We start from the raw sequence: 15,867 nt of genomic DNA on the forward strand, positions 1-15,867 counted from the left end.
TCATCGGTGTGGCCGACATTTCGAACAATGATCGACAGGTTGGACGCAGTGCGGCCGGTCCCCATGAGTACCAACGGTCCGTCCCCGGACCGGCTCTTCAAAGGAGAAGAAACATGCTCAACAGACGGAACTTCCTGAGCGCGGCGATCGGCGTGGCGGCGGCGGGCACCCTGGCGGCCTGTGCCAAGGAGGACGAGGGCTCCGGCGGCAACTCCGGTTCCGGCGGCAGCAAGAAGATCACCCTCGGCTTCTCCCAGGTCGGCTCCGAGAGCGGCTGGCGCAGCGCCAACACCGACTCCGTGAAGTCCGCGGCGAAGGAGGCGGGCTACAACCTCAAGTTCTCCGACGCGCAGCAGAAGCAGGAGAACCAGATCTCCGCGATCCGCAGCTACATCGCGCAGAAGGTGGACGTCATCGCCTTCTCGCCGGTCGTCGTCACCGGCTGGGACGCCATCCTCAAGGAGGCCCAGGCCGCGAAGATCCCCGTCGTCCTGACCGACCGCTCCGTCGAGAGCGACGAGTCCCTGTTCGTCACCCTGGTCGGCTCCGACTTCACCGACGAGGGCCGCCGCGCCGCCAAGATCCTGGAGAAGGTCCTGGAGAAGGCCGGCCACAAGGGCAAGGTGAAGATCGCCCAGCTGGAGGGCACCACCGGTGCCGCCCCCGCGATCGAGCGCGCCAAGGGCTTCAAGGAGGTCATGGACGCCGAGCACAAGGACGACTGGGAGATCGTCGTCAGCCAGACCGGTGACTTCACCCGCGCCGGCGGCAAGCAGGTCATGGCGGCCTTCCTGCAGTCCAACCCGGACATCAACGTCCTCTACGCGCACAACGACGACATGGGCCTCGGAGCCATCCAGGCCATCGAGGCGGCCGGCAAGAAGCCCGGCAAGGACATCCTCATCGTCACGGTCGACGGTGTGAAGGACGGCTTCATCGCGATGTCCGAAGGCAAGATCAACGCGATCGTCGAGTGCAACCCGCTGCTCGGCCCCCAGCTGATGGACGTCGTGCAGAAGGTCAAGAACGGCGAGAAGGTCGAGCGCTGGATCAAGACCGAGGAGAGCGACTTCATGCAGGACCAGGCCAAGGACGCGCTCCCCACCCGTAAGTACTGACCCACTCGCCCCACCGGCAGGGAGCCTCCAGGGGACCGGGCACGCCCCGGTCCGGGAGGCTCCCCGCGGGCCTGAACCCATGTCAAGAGGAGCGCTGCTCATGGCAGAGCCGCGGCCCGTCCTGGAGATGACGGGCATAGTCAAGGAGTTTCCGGGGGTACGGGCTCTGTCGGGCGTCGACTTCCGGCTCTTCCCCGGCGAGATCCACGCCCTGATGGGCGAGAACGGAGCGGGGAAGTCCACCCTCATCAAGGTGCTGACGGGGGTCTACTCCCTGGACGGCGGCACCGTCACCCTCGACGGGAAGTCCGTGCTGTTCGGCAGCCCGCTGCAGGCGCAGCAGGCCGGCATCAGCACGGTCTACCAGGAGGTCAACCTCTGCCCCAACCTCTCGGTGGCGGAGAACATCTTCATCGGACGTGAACCCACACGCGGGGGCCGCATCCAGTGGAAGCGGATGCGCAAGGAGGCCGCGGAGCTGGTCGACCGCCTCGGCCTCGACATCGACGTGACCGCGCCCCTGTCCGCGTACCCGCTGGCCGTGCAGCAACTGGTCGCGATCGTACGGTCGGTGGGCACCGGCGACAGCGACGGCGAGGGCTCCGGCACCAAGGTGCTCGTCCTGGACGAGCCCACCTCCAGCCTCGACCGCGACGAGGTCCTCGAACTCTTCCGTCTGATGAGGCGGCTCAGGGACGAGGGCGTCGCCATCCTCTTCGTCTCGCACTTCCTGGACCAGATCTACGAGATCTGCGACCGGATGACGGTGTTGCGCAACGGCACCCTGGTCGGCGAGCACATGGTCCGTGACCTCGACCAGGTCGGGCTGATCGAGCTGATGATCGGCAAGGCCCTGGACCAGCTGGAGGAGCTGCACGAGCACCAGCTGCGCTCCGACGTCGGCGAGACCCTGGTCGCCGCCGAGGGCCTCGGTCGGACCGGTGGCATCGCCCCCTTCGACCTGGAGATCAACAAGGGCGAGGTCGTCGGCCTCGCCGGTCTGCTCGGCTCCGGCCGCACCGAACTCGCCCGGCTGCTCTTCGGCGCCGACCAGCCCGACAGCGGCAAGGTCACCGTGGGCGGCAAGCAGGTCTCGATGAGCGCCCCGAACGACGCCATCGGCGCCGGGGTCGCGTTCTGCTCGGAGAACCGCAAGGCCGAGGGCCTGATCCCCGATCTGACGGTCCGGGAGAACATCATCCTGGCCCTCCAGGCGTCCCGCGGCTGGACCCGGCCCATCCCGACGAGTCAGCGCGACGAACTGGTCGCCAAGTACATCAAGGCGCTGGACATCCGCCCCGCCAACCCGGAGGCCCGGGTCGGCCAGCTCAGCGGCGGCAACCAGCAGAAGGTGCTGCTCGCCCGCTGGCTGATCACCCAGCCGAAGCTGCTGATCCTGGACGAGCCGACGCGCGGCATCGACATCGGCGCGAAGGCGGAGATCCAGAAACTGGTCGTCTCCCTCTCCGAGGACGGCATGTCCGTCCTCTACATCGCGGCCGAGCTGGAGGAGGTCCTCCGCCTCAGCCACACCATCGGGGTCCTGCGCGACCGCAAGCTGGTGGCCCGGCTCACCAACGGGCCGGAGATCACCACCAGCAAGATCCTGGAGACCATCGCGAGCGGAGAACACCAGTGAGCACCCCATCCGCAGCCACCACCTCCCGCTGGCGGGCGCTGACGCACCACCACCTGTTCTGGCCGGTCGCGGTCCTGGTGGCCCTGCTGCTCATCAACGTCCCCTTCACGCCCGACTTCTTCGCGATCAAGATGACGGACGGCCACCTCTACGGCAGCCTCGTCTCGATCGTGCTGTTCGGCTCGCCGCTGATCCTGGTCGCCGTCGGCATGACCCTGGTCATCGCCACCGGCGGCATCGACCTCTCGGTCGGCGCGGTCGTCGCCATCACCGGCGCCCTGACCTGTTCGTACATCAGCGACCAGGCCGACCAGAACGCGCTTGCCGGGGTCTTCCTGGCCATGGGGATCGGGCTCGTGGCCGCGGTCCTGTGCGGTCTGTGGAACGGGTTCCTGGTCGCCCGCATGGGCATCCAGCCGATCATCGCGACCCTGATCATCATGGTCGCCGGACGCGGTGTCGCCCAGCTGATCACCGATGGCCAGATCATCACCATCAACAGCGAGCCGTACAAGCTGATCGGCGGCGGCTACTGGCTGACGCTGCCGTTCTCCATCTTCGTGGTGGCCGCGGTCGTCGCCGTCACCGTGGCGCTGACCCGGAAGACCGCGCTCGGACTGCTCGTCGAGTCGGTCGGCGGCAACGCCGAGGCCAGCCGCCTGGTGGGCATCCGGTCCCGGCGCATCAAGATCATGGTCTATATGTTCTGCGCCCTGTGCGCGGGCATCGCCGGCCTGATGATCAGCTCCAACACCTCGGCCGCGGACGGCAACAACGCCGGTCTGTGGATCGAGCTGGACGCGATCCTCGCGGTGGTCATCGGCGGCACCTCGCTGCTCGGCGGCCGGTTCTCGATCGGCGGCACGGTGATCGGCGCCCTCGTGATCCAGACCCTGACCACCACGATCTACACCATCGGCGTGCCGACCCAGACCAACCTGGTCTTCAAGGCAGCCGTCGTCATCGTCGTCTGCCTGCTTCAGTCCCCGAAGTTCCGGGCCAAGGTCTTCGGCGCCAAGGGCCGCGGCAAGCCCGCCGTCCCGGCGGAGCCCGCCACCCCGGCCGACGCCGCCCCGAAGATGGAGGTGTCGCGATGAGCGCGACCACCAAGACACCCACGGCGCCGGAGGGCCGTACCGCGTCCCAGGTGTCCGCGGTCACCCGCCTGCTCGGTGACCGGCGGCTGCCGGTCCTGGTCACGGCCGCCCTGTTCCTCGCGATGTACATCACCGGCCTCAGCCGGTACCAGAACTACGGGTTCGCCGATTCGCAGGTGTTCCTCAACCTGTTCATCGACAACGGCTATCTGCTGGTCGCCGCGGTGGGCGCCACCTTCGTCATCATGTCCGGCGGCATCGACCTGTCGGTGGGCTCGCTGATCGGCTTCACCACGATGTTCACCGCCTGGCTGGTGGAGCGTCAGGGCCTGCCCCTGATCGTGGTCGTCCCCCTCGCCCTCGGCGTGGGCGCGTTCGGCGGCTTCCTGATGGGCTATGTGATCCACAACTTCGAGATCCAGCCGTTCATCGTGACCCTCGCCGGGCTCTTCCTCTTCCGGGGCCTGTGCCTGGTCATCAGCAAGGAGTCCATCTCCATCAGCGACTCCACGGTCAGCAGCCTCGCCCAGACCCGGGTGCCCCTCGGGCTGGGGGACCTGTCGATCGGCGCCCTCGTGGCCCTGGCCGTCCTCGCGTTCGCCTTCTACGTACTGCACTACACGCGCTTCGGCCGCCGTGTGTACGCGATCGGCGGCAACGAGCAGTCGGCGCTGCTGATGGGACTTCCGCTGGGCGGCACCAAGATCGCCGTGTACACGGTGAGCGGCTTCTGCTCGGCGCTGGCCGGCCTGCTGTTCATGCTGTACATCCAGTCCGGCGACCCGCTGCACGCCGTCGGCATGGAGCTCGACGCCATCGCTGCGGTGGTCATCGGCGGCACCCTGCTGACGGGTGGCTCCGGCTATGTCATCGGCACCCTCTTCGGTGTCCTGGTGCTGGGCCTGATCAAGAGCATCATCCAGTTCGAGGGCACCCTCAGCTCCTGGTGGACGAAGATCGCCACCGGTGTGCTGCTCTGCGCGTTCATCCTGATCCAGCGGGCCATGACGGCCCGTAAGCAGACCTGAGCCGAGGGGTTCACGGCACGTCGGTTCCCGCGGTCCGTCGCACACAACGTGCGGCGGGCCGCGCGGCGTTCGCCGACAACGCGGCGAATGGTCGGGCTTGACCTCCACCGGGCAAACCGGAAAGCCCAGTTCCGCACACAACCTTCACAGGAGCCTCTAGGAACGCTCCCCGTGCGGAATCTAGTCTTCCCGCGTCATGGACTACTGCCACCCGTGCCGACGGCACCTCAACGGCGCCCTCGCCTGCCCGGGCTGCGGCACCTCGGTCGAAGATCTGCACCCGTACGCGGACGACGCGGACGCGCCTCCCGAGGAGGTCGAGGAGACCTCCCCGGAGCCGGCGGACGAGCCCGGCCCCCGCGCCTCGCGCCGCCGGACCGGCCGTGAGCGCGCGGCGGGGAGCCGCTCCAACCGCCGCGACCGCAAGGCGGCCGCCCACCGACGGCGACGCAAACGCGTCCTGCTGATCGGCTCCGGCCTGCTGCTGGCCGTCGGCGCGCTCAGCCTGACGGAGCTGGGCATGGAGTCCCCCGGCTCGGGTCCGGCCACCAACGCGGCCGACGACAAGCGCGCGGGCGGCGCCTCGGCCTCCCCCGACGGGGGCGCGGCCGAGCGGGACGACACCTCCGAGGGCTCCGGCGCGGACGCCTCCCCGTCCGCCTCGCCCTCGAAATCGGCCTCCCCGTCCGCCTCCGAGTCGGAGAAGGACGACAAGGACAAGGACGAGGCGGAGCAGGAGAAGGAGCGCGACGGCCAGTCGGCGACCACGGGCTCCCGCCCCGACGCGTCCCCGTCCGCCCCGGCCGCCACCTCCGCCCCCGACCCGACGACGCGGCCCACCTCCGACCCCACCCCCGACGACCCGGACCCCGAGCCGTCCCCCTCGGAGACGTGCGAGAAGTTCCTGTGGTGGTGCGCCTAGGGGTCGCTTGGGGGGGGGTGTTTCGAAAGCCCTGTGGGTGCCCGCGGCGTCCGGTGCGTGCTCTCGGCGTGCCGGGCGCCGTGGGTGCTCTGCGGGACTTTCGAAACACCCCCTGGCGCTGAGCAGTCGACCGGCGGCGGCCCCTGACACATCGTCAGGGGCCGTCGGTGGAAACGGATCCGGAGTCACCGGTCGGCGTGGCCCTCCGCGATCTGCTGCCTCTCCCACTGCACCTTGCGCACCACGTCGGGCTTGACTTGACGGTCCTCCAGGGTGTGGACGAGCCCGTCCAGCAGGTGGGTCGCCGAGTCCCGTCGGCCCAGTTCGTCCAGGCCGGCCGCGTACCGCGTCACGTCGTTCGTCAGCCGGATGTGACCGAAGGTGTCCGCCGCGGCCCCGAGATCGCCGTAGGCGTGCTCGGCGAGCCGTCCGCCCGCCTCCGCGTCGGTGGTCGCGGCCTCCACGCTCACCGCGCCGTTCCCGGTCACGAGGACCTTGCCGGGGACGGTGGCCGCGGTGGCGAGACACGCGGCCGAGTGCCTGGCCACCGCCGTGTCCGGGATCCGCTCGGTGACCTCGCGCAGTACGTCGTTGGCGTCGTCCAGGACCCGGCTGCCGCCCAGCGCGAGGACGCGTCCCACCGTGTCGGTGAACACGTCGTCCGCGAGGCGCTCCTGGTCACGGCTGGCCGGGCGCTCCACCCGGACGGTGACCGGGTCCGCCAGCACCTGGCCGCCGGAGGGGTCGGTGGCGGAGGAGGCCCCGTCGCGGGCGGACCGCAGCGCCGCGTACACCCGGTAGGCGCCGGGCTCGGAGATCTGCCAGCCGCCGACACCACTGGAGAGGACGACCTGCTCGTACAGCGACTCGCCGGGCTGCAGCAGGACGGGCTCCGGGCGCAGGCAGTAACGCAGGTACGGCTGGACCACCCGGGCCTCCGTCGCACCGTCCCGCTGGACGAGCAGGCTGAGTTCGTCGCCGCGCAGCGACGCGCGGTTCACCATCGCGGGGGCCCCGGAGGTGTTGGTCAGCTTCAGCTCCCCGATCACCGGCTCCAGCATGCCGAAGCGGTAGGCCCGCTGCCGGTCGGTGCCGCGGTTGAAGCGCAGGGTGAGCCCCAACGGCCCGGTGGCGGCGCTGCGGCGGGCCTGTTCGAAGCCGTGGTGGTCGAACCAGGGGATGTTGCCCTGCTGCACGAACCGCGCGGGAGCGTGCCGCAGGAAGCGGAGTTCGTCCTCCGAGAAGAAGTAGCGGAAGCCCGAGAAGAACGCCTGTTCTCCGCCGTCGAAGCGGTGCGGGTAGTTCATGTAGCTGAAGGCGTGGGGCTCGTTCCGCAGCGGGATCCAGGGCGTGCCCAGCGACTTCTGCCACGAGTGGGCGAGGTTGAAGCAGTGACCGATCTCGTGCACCGCCGTCCAGAAGCGCATCCGCCGTACATACGCCTCGGGGTCGGGATCGTTCGGCGGCCGCTCGGAGACGAACGACTTGGAGAACACCGCGCAGCCCTGCCGCTGGGCGGTGCCGATGTCGTCGAACATGATGCCGCCCAGGCCGGGACCTTCGTCGTGCCGGCCGGCGAACAGCGTCCACACCTGCCACTGGGCGACGCCCTGTCCCGAGGAGCCGGGCTGCCAGGCGGACCAGTGCCGCTGCATGGCGTCGTGCATCTCGATGTCGGACCAGGTGCCGTTCACCGACTCGGAGAGCGGAATCTCGTTGCTGCCCCGGGTGCGCGTGACACGGATGCCCTGCCGGCTGAACGCGTCCTCCACGGTGAGGGTGGTGTTCGGGAGGTCGGGCGGCCGCACGGGGTGGTCGTGCAACGCGTACTCGACGGTCTGCTCGGCGTCGGAGACCCTGTCGTACTCGATCTCCACCTCGCGGAAGTGCGGCGTGGCGTGCGCGTACCGCACCACCTCGTCGGGGGCGTCCGGCCGTACGAAGGTCACCAGCGCGCCCATGGGTTGCAGGGGCGGGGTGCCGGTGAGCTGGACCCGGACCGCCGTGCCGGGCCGCAGGGCCGAGTTGCCGTCGCGGTACCTGATCGGTCCGGCGTACGTGCCGTTCGGCTCCTTGCGGACCTTGGCGAGCCAGGTGAGCCGGCCGCTGGTGAGCCGCCAGACCGTGCCGGAGACCGTCATGGTGGGAGCCGGGCCGTCCACGTCGACGCGCAGTTCCTCGAAGGACACGACGGCGCTCTCCGGCGCCGCGGCCTCGGCCCGGCCCGGGGCCTGACCGGACATGAACTGCTGCGGGGCAGCAGGTTCGCCGTCGCCCGACGACGGGGCCGACGTCCACGGGAAGCCGAAGGCCGTCGGCGTGACCGGCCCCGTCTCGGCGGCGGGAGCGGCCTCGGCGGCGCCCGCGACGCCGTCGGGCGGAACGGGGAGATCGAGGCGCAGATACACGCCGCTGCGCCCGGTCGGCGCGATGGCCTCGGCCTCCGCGGCCGTCTCGCGCGCGGTCTGCCTCTCGCCGCCCAGACGCCGGGTGATCGTGCCCATCACCGCGTTGACGAGCTGGTCGAACTCACTGCGCGGGCTGGATTCCTGAGTGGTCATGCTGCCTCCCGCTTCCGCCCGTGCCGAGCACGCGCGGATGAAGGTGAACGGTGAACGGCCGGGAGCCCGGACCGTTCCGGACCGAGGAAACGTGGGCCTGGACGACATCGCCCTACGCGCCGGAGCCGGCGGAAGCGGCTGCGGGGGCGTCGTACGGGGAACGCGACGTCGGACGGCGCACGGAAGGTGATGATTCACCCGACAGGCGGGTTTGTTCCCACTCGCCAGTCAAAGCCCGGCAGGGGAGAGGCGCAACCGGACCGCCGGGACCGGGCCGCCGCGACCGGGCCGTGCGCGACGCGCCGTGCGTGACGGGCTCTCACGCATAGCCGCGGCGGCCGCTGCCGGTCACGGCGTCGAGGCCGCCGTCGGCGGCGCGGCTGATCGCCACCCAGCGGACGGCGCCCGCGTCGACCCGGACGCTCAGCCGCTCGACGCCGTCGACCCGTACGTCGATCACGTGGTCGCCCGGCGGCAACCGGACGGGGACCGAGCGCGCGAGGCCGATCTGCAGCCGGGTGCGGACCTCGGGCTCGTCCAGGACGACGCCGCCGTCCACGGCGACCACGACGTGCTGGCCCTCGAAGCCCTCCTCCAGCGCGATGGTCAGCTCACCCGGCTCAGCCAAGGCTCTTCCCTCCGTCGGGGGCCCGTCGTTCGGGCGGATCGGTCGGCGGCCGGCCCACGTCCGAGAGCGTCTCGCGCGCCCGCGCGTCGACGAAACGGGTCACGAGATGCTGGGCGGCGCCGAAGATGACGGCCCACGCCACGATCTGCGGACTGGAGTCCAGGTAGCTCAGACCGGGGATGAACGCGCCCCGGATGAGCAGCACTCCGACGAACGCGGTCAGGGCCCCGGTGGGGAACTTCAGCAGGGCCGCCGCGAGCGGCAGCATGTACGGCGAACTCGTCCCCTGGATGCGGCGCAGGGAGGCGATGACCGTGAGCGCCGCGCCGGCGAGCCCCGCGGCCTCCACGACGAGGACGTCGACCCGCTGGGCGTAGTCGCTGGGCGCCAGTTCCTCGTCGTTGCGGTCGATCTCCCCGGACGGGCAGGCGGCGTACTCGCTCCTGTCGGGGAGGAAGCACATGTTCAGGGAGTCGGGGCAGGCCCATCCCCAGAGCGCGAGCCCGCCCGCGCCGAGGAGGACGAAGAAGGTCGCGATCCGCAGGATGATGCTGAGGCTGCGCACCCTGCTGAACTCGCCGTCCAGCGCCTCGTAGGAGGCGCTCAGGGCGGAGACGAGGAGTTCACGGTCCCCCGGCAGCCGCTCCTCCGCCTCCACGCGTCCCACGGCCGCGGCCACCTTCACCCGCAGCGGGTCGTTCGGGCGGAGATGCTGCTCGACGTGGCTCAGCACGTCGGCGCTGCGGCCGACCAGGTCCTGCTCCGAACACAGCCTGAGCAGCATGACGTCGGCCGCGCGCACATTGGCCCACGTTCTCTCCAGGGCCGCGGCCCCGGTGAACAGCCGGCGCCGCGCGGAGACGGCCTCGCGCGCCTCCCGCAGTTGCCGGGCGATCCCCTCCAGCGTCTTCTCCCGCTGACACCGCTCGACCGGGTCCTCGACCGGCCGGCATCCCTCACGGGCCGCCTGCTGCTCCAGATAGAGGATGTGGGCGACGGCACGCTCGCGCCAGGCTGTCCGGTGACTTCGGAACAGCTCCTCGGCGGGGCGGGGGAGTTGGGCCACGTGCTCCGGTCGGGTCGGCCCGTCGGCGGCAGGGCGCGATGCCCGGTCCCGCGCCGGTGTGCGTCCGAGGACGTGTGCGGCGACCCACGCGAGAACGACGGCGGCGACGCGGGGCCTCTTCGGGCCGTCGGCGCCGTCGGACCCGTCGGCGCCGTCGAAGGCCTTCCCGTTGGTCATCCCGACCTCCAGCAAAGACTCCCCCGTTCAGCGTAGGCCGGACGACCGACGGGTGCACCTACACCCGATCGACCCCGGCGCGCCTACGCCGCCAGCATCCGCCGCAGCAGATCCCGCAGGGACTCCCGCTCGGTGGTGCTCAGGCCCGCCAGCGGCTCGCGGGCGAAGTCCAGGGAGTCCCGGAGGCTGCGGGCCACCCGGCGGCCGTCGTCGGTGGCGGCGGCCAGTTTCACGCGGCGGTCGTTCGGGTCGGGGCGGCGTTCCACCAGGCCCCGGGCCTCTAGGCGGTCCACGATGCCGGTCACGTTCGACGGCTCGCAGCGGAGTTTCTGGGCGAGGCGACGCATGGGAAGCGGTTCCAGGGAAAGGAGGCCGAGGAGACGGGCCTGGGCGCCGGTGAGGCTGTGCTCGGCGGCGGCGTCCTCGTACTCCTCGTGGTAGCGGGCCACCACCGTGCCGATGAGTTCGACGACCTCCATGGTCAGCGGATCGATGCGGGGGGTCGTCTTCTGCGTGGGCATGACGTCCAGGGTACCCCTTTACTTGACAACATGAAATATTCAGGAGCATGGTTGTTTCAGTCGCTGAAGTAACCACCCGGTATGTACGCGCCACCGCGTGCCCCACGCACCGCAGAAAGGCACACCCCCATGTCCGACACCCCCGCCCTCCCCGCCACCAGCCGTGAATGGCACCTGCTGAGCCGTCCCGTCGGCTGGCCCAAGGACGAGGACTTCGCCCTGGTCGAGGCGGAGATCCGGCAGCCCGGCGCGGGTGAGGTCCTCGTACGGAACAAGTACCTCTCCGTGGACCCGTACATGCGAGGCCGCATGAGCGACGCGAAGTCCTACGTCGCCCCCTACGAGCTGGGCAAGGCCATGCAGGGCGGCGCCGTCGGCGAGGTCGTCGCCTCGGCGGCGGAGGGCATCGCCGTCGGCGACCACGTGCTGCACTTCGGCGGCTGGCGCGAGTACGCCACCTTCGACGCCAAGCAGGCCGTCAAGGTCGACCCGGACGCCGCGCCGCTCTCCACCTACCTCGGCGTCCTCGGCATGACCGGTCTCACCGCCTACGCGGGCCTGCTGCGGGTCGGCGCCTTCAAGGAGGGCGACGCCGTGTTCGTCTCCGGCGCCGCCGGTGCCGTCGGCAGCCAGGTCGGCCAGATCGCCAAGCTCAAGGGCGCCTCGCGCGTCATCGGTTCGGCCGGCTCCGACGACAAGGTCAAGCTGCTCGTCGAGGAGTACGGCTTCGACGCCGCCTTCAACTACAAGAACGGCCCGGTGTGGGAGCAGCTCAAGGAGGCCGCCCCCGACGGCATCGACGTCTACTTCGACAACGTCGGCGGTGAGCACCTGGAGGCCGCGATAGGCGCGCTCAACCTGCGTGGCCGGGCCGTGATCTGCGGCATGATCTCCCAGTACAACTCGACCGAGCCGACCCCGGGTCCGCGCAACATGGTCAAGATCCTGCAGAACCGCCTCCGCGTCGAGGGCGTCCTCGTCGGCGACCACTACGACTTCCAGCCCCAGTTCGTCCAGGAGGTCGGCCCCTGGGTCGCCTCCGGCGCCCTCAAGTACCGCGAGACAGTCGTCGAGGGCATCGAGAACAACCTGGAGGCTTTCCTCGGCGTCCTGCGCGGCGACAACACGGGCAAGATGATCGTCAAGCTCTGAGCGCCACCCCGTGACGACCGCCCGCTCACGGTCGTTGCACACGACGGAGTCCGCACCCCTGGACGTGGGGTGCGGACTTCGTCATGTGCGGTGCCGCAGAGCAGCGACGCCTCGTGCGCGGTGCTTCAGGGCTGTGCCGCCAGTGCCGCCGTGTGCACCGCCCGGACCAGCCCCGTGTTCTCCGGGGCCGCTCCGCCCGGGAAGGCCGTGCGGCGGCGCGTGTAGCCGTAGGCGAGGCCGCTGCGGGGGTCGGCGAAGGCCTGCGAGCCTGCCGCGCCGCTGTGGCCGAACGTGCCGGCGCCGAGGAAGGGGTGCACGAGCTCGGCGGTGGCCTGGAAGCCGAGGCCGAACGCCTTCGGGGCGCGCGCCACCAGGTCGTGGCCGAGGGAGTGCACCTGGCCGAACTCGCCGATGGTGTCGGGCTTGAGCAGCGGCGGCCGCCCGTCGACCTCGCTGACGGCCGCCGCGTACATCCCGGCGAGCCCCCGCGCCGAGCCGATGCCACCCGCCGACGACTGCCCGCCGGCGCGCACGATCCGCGCGTTGGGGAAGTCCGACAGCTCTCCCGGCTCCGGCACCTGGTTGTTGAACGCGATCGACGTCAACGTGTGCGGGCCGGTGGGCGCCGCGTCCAGCTCGGCCTGCTGCGCGGGCGTCGGCAGCATCGGTTGCACGGTCCGGAAGCGGGGCTCGTGCTCGGCCGGCAGCCCCAGGAAGAGGTCGAGCCCGTACGGCGCGCGGATCCGCTCCTCGTACACCTCCTGGAGGGTGCTGCCCGTCGCCCGCCGTACGACCTCGCCGGTGAGCGCCCCGATGACCAGCGCGTGGTAGCCGAAGGCGGCACCGGGCCGCCAGTACGGGCGCTGCGCGGCGAGGCGCTCGGCGATGACACGGTCGTCCGCCAGCTCCTCCAGGGTGAACCCGGCATCGGTGCCGATGAGGCCCGCCCGGTGCGAGATCAGCTCCCGCAGGGTCACCGCGCCCTTGCCCTCGGCCGCGAACTCCGGCCAGTAGTGCGCGACTTCGCGGTCCAGCTCCAGTACGCCGTCCTGGACGAGGAGCGCGACGACGAGGTGGGCGGCGCCCTTGGTGGAGGAGAACACGCCGTGCAGCGCGTCACCGCCCGTCTCCGCCTCCTCGGCGGGGCCGGCCCACAGGTCGACAACCCGCCGCCCATGCACATACGCGGCCAACTGCCCCTCGTAGTCGGCCCGTTCACCCGCCACGAAGGCGGCGAACTCCTCGCGCACCGCCTCGAAGCCGACGGCTACGGTCCCGTGGACGGCGGCCGTCCGGGTCCCCTCGGTCATGCGCACTCCTCTTCCTCGACCCCGGCTATCTCCACACGGTCAGCAACGCGCGCCCCACCTGCGGGAGTTCCCCCTTCGGATGGGCGCGGAAGAGCGGTTCCGTGCCGAAGAGGACCGCGTCCGAATCGCTGACGACCGACGGCCGGCCCGCCGCCGCTGCCGGACCACCGCTGCCGTCCTCCAGCGGCCGCCAGTGCCCGGACACCAGCGGATTCCCGGTGCCGTAGGACTGCTCGACGGTGACGCCGCCGCCGAGACCGGTGAACCACACCGGCGCGTAGACGAAGCTGTGGCCCGGCGCGCCGCCGGTCACCGCGCCCCCCGCGTTCACCACCCGCACCACACCGTTGGCGTCTCCGTTGCCCTGCACCGCCGTGGCCTGCAACTGCCCGGTGGCCGTGGCCAGCGCCGCGCCGGACGTGCCGCGGCCGACCAGCCCGTGCCCGGCGAGGAAGCCGGACAGGGCCGTACGGGCGGACGGGTTCAGGGCGCCGTACGACAGCCCGGACGACACGAACAGCACATCGGCCCTCGACCAGTCGAAGCCCGCGTTGAGGACCGCCGTCGACACCGGCACCACGTCGAAGCCCATCTCGCGCAGCGCGAACAGCTCCCCCGCCGTGACGGCCGCGGCCACCCGGACCGGGCGCAGGGGCGTGCCCTTCGGACGGCCCTCGGCCGCGGCGAAGACCACGTCGTACGAGCGGGCGAGCGCCTCGGCCCGCCGTCGCGCCGAGGACGGCACGAGCGCGCTGCCGTCGCCCGCCTGACGTACGGGGATCCCGTCCCGCAGAAGGGAGTTGAGCGCGGCGATCTCCTGCGGGGTGTCGAGCCGGAGACGCAGGTCGCCGCGCGGGGCGACCTGTCCGACGCGCGCGGCGGCCGTCACCGGCCGGGCGGGCACGGCGGACGGACGGCCGCTCTGCGCGGCCACCACGGTGGCGCCCCACAGCCGCCCGAGGCTCCAGCCGGAGATGTCGTACATCGCCGAGACCTTGTCGCTGATGTCCCGCCCGTCGGCGAGCAGCACATTGGCCATCCCACGCTTGGGCTGACGCAGGTCGACGACGTACGACCCCTTCGCGTACGACCGGCCGTCGAGCCGGAAGGCGCGGGTCGCGCGTGTCACGCGTACGTCGTTGGCGAGCAGATGGTCGACGAGACGTGCGGCGGCCGTGGCGGAGCGCTGACCGCCGCCCGCGGGGACGACGTAGGCGCGCGGGAAATCGGTCGTGTAGACGTCCTCGGGACCGATGCCGGGCACCCCGGGCACGGTTCGCTCCGAGACCGGCACCTGCGCGGCGCCCGTGGCACCGCGCCGGAAGACCTCGATCTGGTCGGCGATCAGCGAAGTCCGCTTCTCCCGGACGAAGTCGAGGGTCGCGCGCAGGGCCGCGCCCGCCACGTCGACGTTGATCGCGGAGCGGCGGCGGAGTTCCCCGACCGGCAGCGACTCGTACGCCGCGTTGTTCACCTGGAGCGGGATCTCCACGGTGTGCGCGGCGACCGTGCCGTGGAAGGCCGCGTACTGCGGGGTGAAGATCGGCGGCCAGTCGTCCCAGCCCTCCTCCGAGTCGCGGAACGGGATCTGGGCCGGCTCGACACCGTCCGAGGCGGGTGTGTACCCGAGGGCGTTGACGGCGGACTCCATGCGGAGCGCGTTCGCGTAGGTGTTCTTCAGGAACAGGTCGTACTCGTAGTTCTCGCCGTGCGGGGGAGTGGTCGGCTCGATGAGCGTGCCGTTGACGTACCCGTGCAGGTCGAGCATGACGACGGGCTGCTTGTCGATGCCGATCTGCCGCATCGCCCGCACCTCGGGCTGCGAGGCGGTGACGAAGTCCCGGTTCATGTCGAACCCGCCCGCGTTGGCGCGGGTGCCCGCGATCCGGCCGTCCGGGTTGGCGGTGATGTTGAAGTACAGCCGGGAGTGGGCGAGGAGGTCCTTCGTCCCGGCGTCGGTCGCCGTCGCCAGCCGCTCGATCAGCTTCAGCGAGGCGTCGGTGCCCTCCCACTCGTTGCCGTGGATGTTGTTGTTGAAGAAGACGGGCGCCTTGTAGGCCCTGCGGATTTCCGGGCTCCGGGCGGCCGACCGGGGTGCGGACTCTATGAGTTCGCGCATCCGCGCCTGGTCGCGAGCCTGCCGCGCGGTCTCGGGCGCGGTCACGGTGACGAGGTAGAGCCGGTGGCCCCCGGCCGACCGGCCGGCGATCTCCACGCTCACCCGGTCGCCGAGCCGCTGAAGCGCGTTCAGCTTCGGGGCGATGGCGTGGTATGGGGTGAGGCCCAGTTTGAGGGACTTGTCGGCCGGGTTCTCCGGGTCGGGGGAGAGAACCTGCTCGCGGGGGTAACCGCGGCCGGTACCGGCCGTGTCGGCGAGATCCGCGACCGGGGCGGTCAGGGCTCGGCGGGTCACGCTCGCCGGGGCCTGCGCGGCGCCGGGCGACAGGGCCGAGCCCTCGCGGACCGGCGGCCTGGGGTCGGCGCCCGCGTGCGGGGCGATCAGCAGCGACCCCGCGGTGAGGGCGGCGGTCACGGTGACGGCGGCGACGCTGAACGGTGCGGATCTCGGGCCGGGTCTCGGCGGACGCACGCTACCTCCTGGAGTGGGGTTCCTTCTGGAGCGGGTTCCTACGACGTGCCGGTACGGG

Annotated in this window: 12 protein-coding genes; 6 read left to right on the top strand and 6 right to left on the bottom strand. The window is 71.2% G+C overall.

Translation table 11 applies throughout. The features are described 5' to 3' along the window. Positions 1–113: 113 nt before the first annotated feature. From ACZ52C_RS01005 to ACZ52C_RS01025, 5 genes are all read left to right on the top strand, one after another. Positions 114–1,118, top strand: a complete 1,005-nt coding sequence (locus tag ACZ52C_RS01005) for an ABC transporter substrate-binding protein (RefSeq protein ID WP_469072783.1) — start codon at positions 114–116, stop codon at positions 1,116–1,118. Positions 1,119–1,218: 100 nt separating this feature from the next. After that, positions 1,219–2,757 carry a sugar ABC transporter ATP-binding protein gene (locus ACZ52C_RS01010; protein WP_469072784.1) on the top strand — a complete coding sequence of 513 codons (1,539 nt, stop codon included), beginning with the start codon at positions 1,219–1,221 and terminating at the stop codon, positions 2,755–2,757. Beyond that, entirely contained in the window at positions 2,754–3,854 is a 1,101-nt protein-coding gene (locus tag ACZ52C_RS01015) for an ABC transporter permease (protein ID WP_469072785.1), read from the top strand. The genes ACZ52C_RS01010 and ACZ52C_RS01015 overlap by 4 nt, the downstream gene beginning before the upstream one ends. After that, positions 3,851–4,882 (top strand): galactofuranose ABC transporter, permease protein YjfF, encoded by a 1,032-nt coding sequence (gene yjfF / locus ACZ52C_RS01020; protein ID WP_469072786.1) that lies wholly within the window; start codon positions 3,851–3,853, stop codon positions 4,880–4,882. The genes ACZ52C_RS01015 and yjfF overlap by 4 nt, the downstream gene beginning before the upstream one ends. Before the next feature lie 196 nt (positions 4,883–5,078). Then, positions 5,079–5,804: an SCO2400 family protein gene (locus ACZ52C_RS01025; protein ID WP_469072787.1), complete on the top strand. Its 726-nt coding sequence runs from the start codon at positions 5,079–5,081 to the stop codon at positions 5,802–5,804. 185 nt (positions 5,805–5,989) lie between these two features. Here ACZ52C_RS01025 and ACZ52C_RS01030 read toward each other — a convergent pair whose 3' ends face one another. The 4 genes from ACZ52C_RS01030 to ACZ52C_RS01045 form a co-directional block, all read right to left on the bottom strand. Further along, positions 5,990–8,365 carry a hypothetical protein gene (locus ACZ52C_RS01030; protein ID WP_469072788.1) on the bottom strand — a complete coding sequence of 792 codons (2,376 nt, stop codon included), beginning with the start codon at positions 8,363–8,365 and terminating at the stop codon, positions 5,990–5,992. A 319-nt stretch (positions 8,366–8,684) separates the two neighbouring features. Next, complete coding sequence (locus tag ACZ52C_RS01035) at positions 8,685–8,993, bottom strand: hypothetical protein (RefSeq protein WP_469072789.1); 309 nt, start codon at positions 8,991–8,993, stop codon at positions 8,685–8,687. After that, positions 8,986–10,236 carry a hypothetical protein gene (locus ACZ52C_RS01040; RefSeq protein ID WP_469072790.1) on the bottom strand — a complete coding sequence of 417 codons (1,251 nt, stop codon included), beginning with the start codon at positions 10,234–10,236 and terminating at the stop codon, positions 8,986–8,988. The genes ACZ52C_RS01035 and ACZ52C_RS01040 overlap by 8 nt, the downstream gene beginning before the upstream one ends. An 83-nt stretch (positions 10,237–10,319) precedes the next feature. Further along, positions 10,320–10,757, bottom strand: coding sequence for a MarR family winged helix-turn-helix transcriptional regulator (locus tag ACZ52C_RS01045; protein WP_469072791.1), 438 nt, complete (start codon positions 10,755–10,757; stop codon positions 10,320–10,322). A 129-nt stretch (positions 10,758–10,886) separates the two neighbouring features. On the opposite strand from ACZ52C_RS01045, the gene ACZ52C_RS01050 reads away from it, so the two are divergent. After that, positions 10,887–11,909, top strand: coding sequence for an NADP-dependent oxidoreductase (locus ACZ52C_RS01050; RefSeq protein WP_469072792.1), 1,023 nt, complete (start codon positions 10,887–10,889; stop codon positions 11,907–11,909). Positions 11,910–12,034: 125 nt separating this feature from the next. On the opposite strand, the gene ACZ52C_RS01055 is transcribed toward ACZ52C_RS01050, so the two are convergent. Together ACZ52C_RS01055 and ACZ52C_RS01060 are read right to left on the bottom strand one after the other, a co-directional pair. Beyond that, on the bottom strand, positions 12,035–13,219 hold the full coding sequence (locus ACZ52C_RS01055) for a serine hydrolase domain-containing protein (protein WP_469072793.1): 1,185 nt from the start codon (positions 13,217–13,219) through the stop codon (positions 12,035–12,037). Positions 13,220–13,244: 25 nt separating this feature from the next. Then, the gene (locus ACZ52C_RS01060; RefSeq protein WP_469072794.1) at positions 13,245–15,809 is read right to left on the bottom strand and encodes a M14 family zinc carboxypeptidase; all 2,565 of its coding nucleotides are present in this window, start codon (positions 15,807–15,809) and stop codon (positions 13,245–13,247) included. Positions 15,810–15,867: the final 58 nt, after the last annotated feature.

Source organism: Streptomyces sp. NPDC034049 (assembly GCF_055575575.1).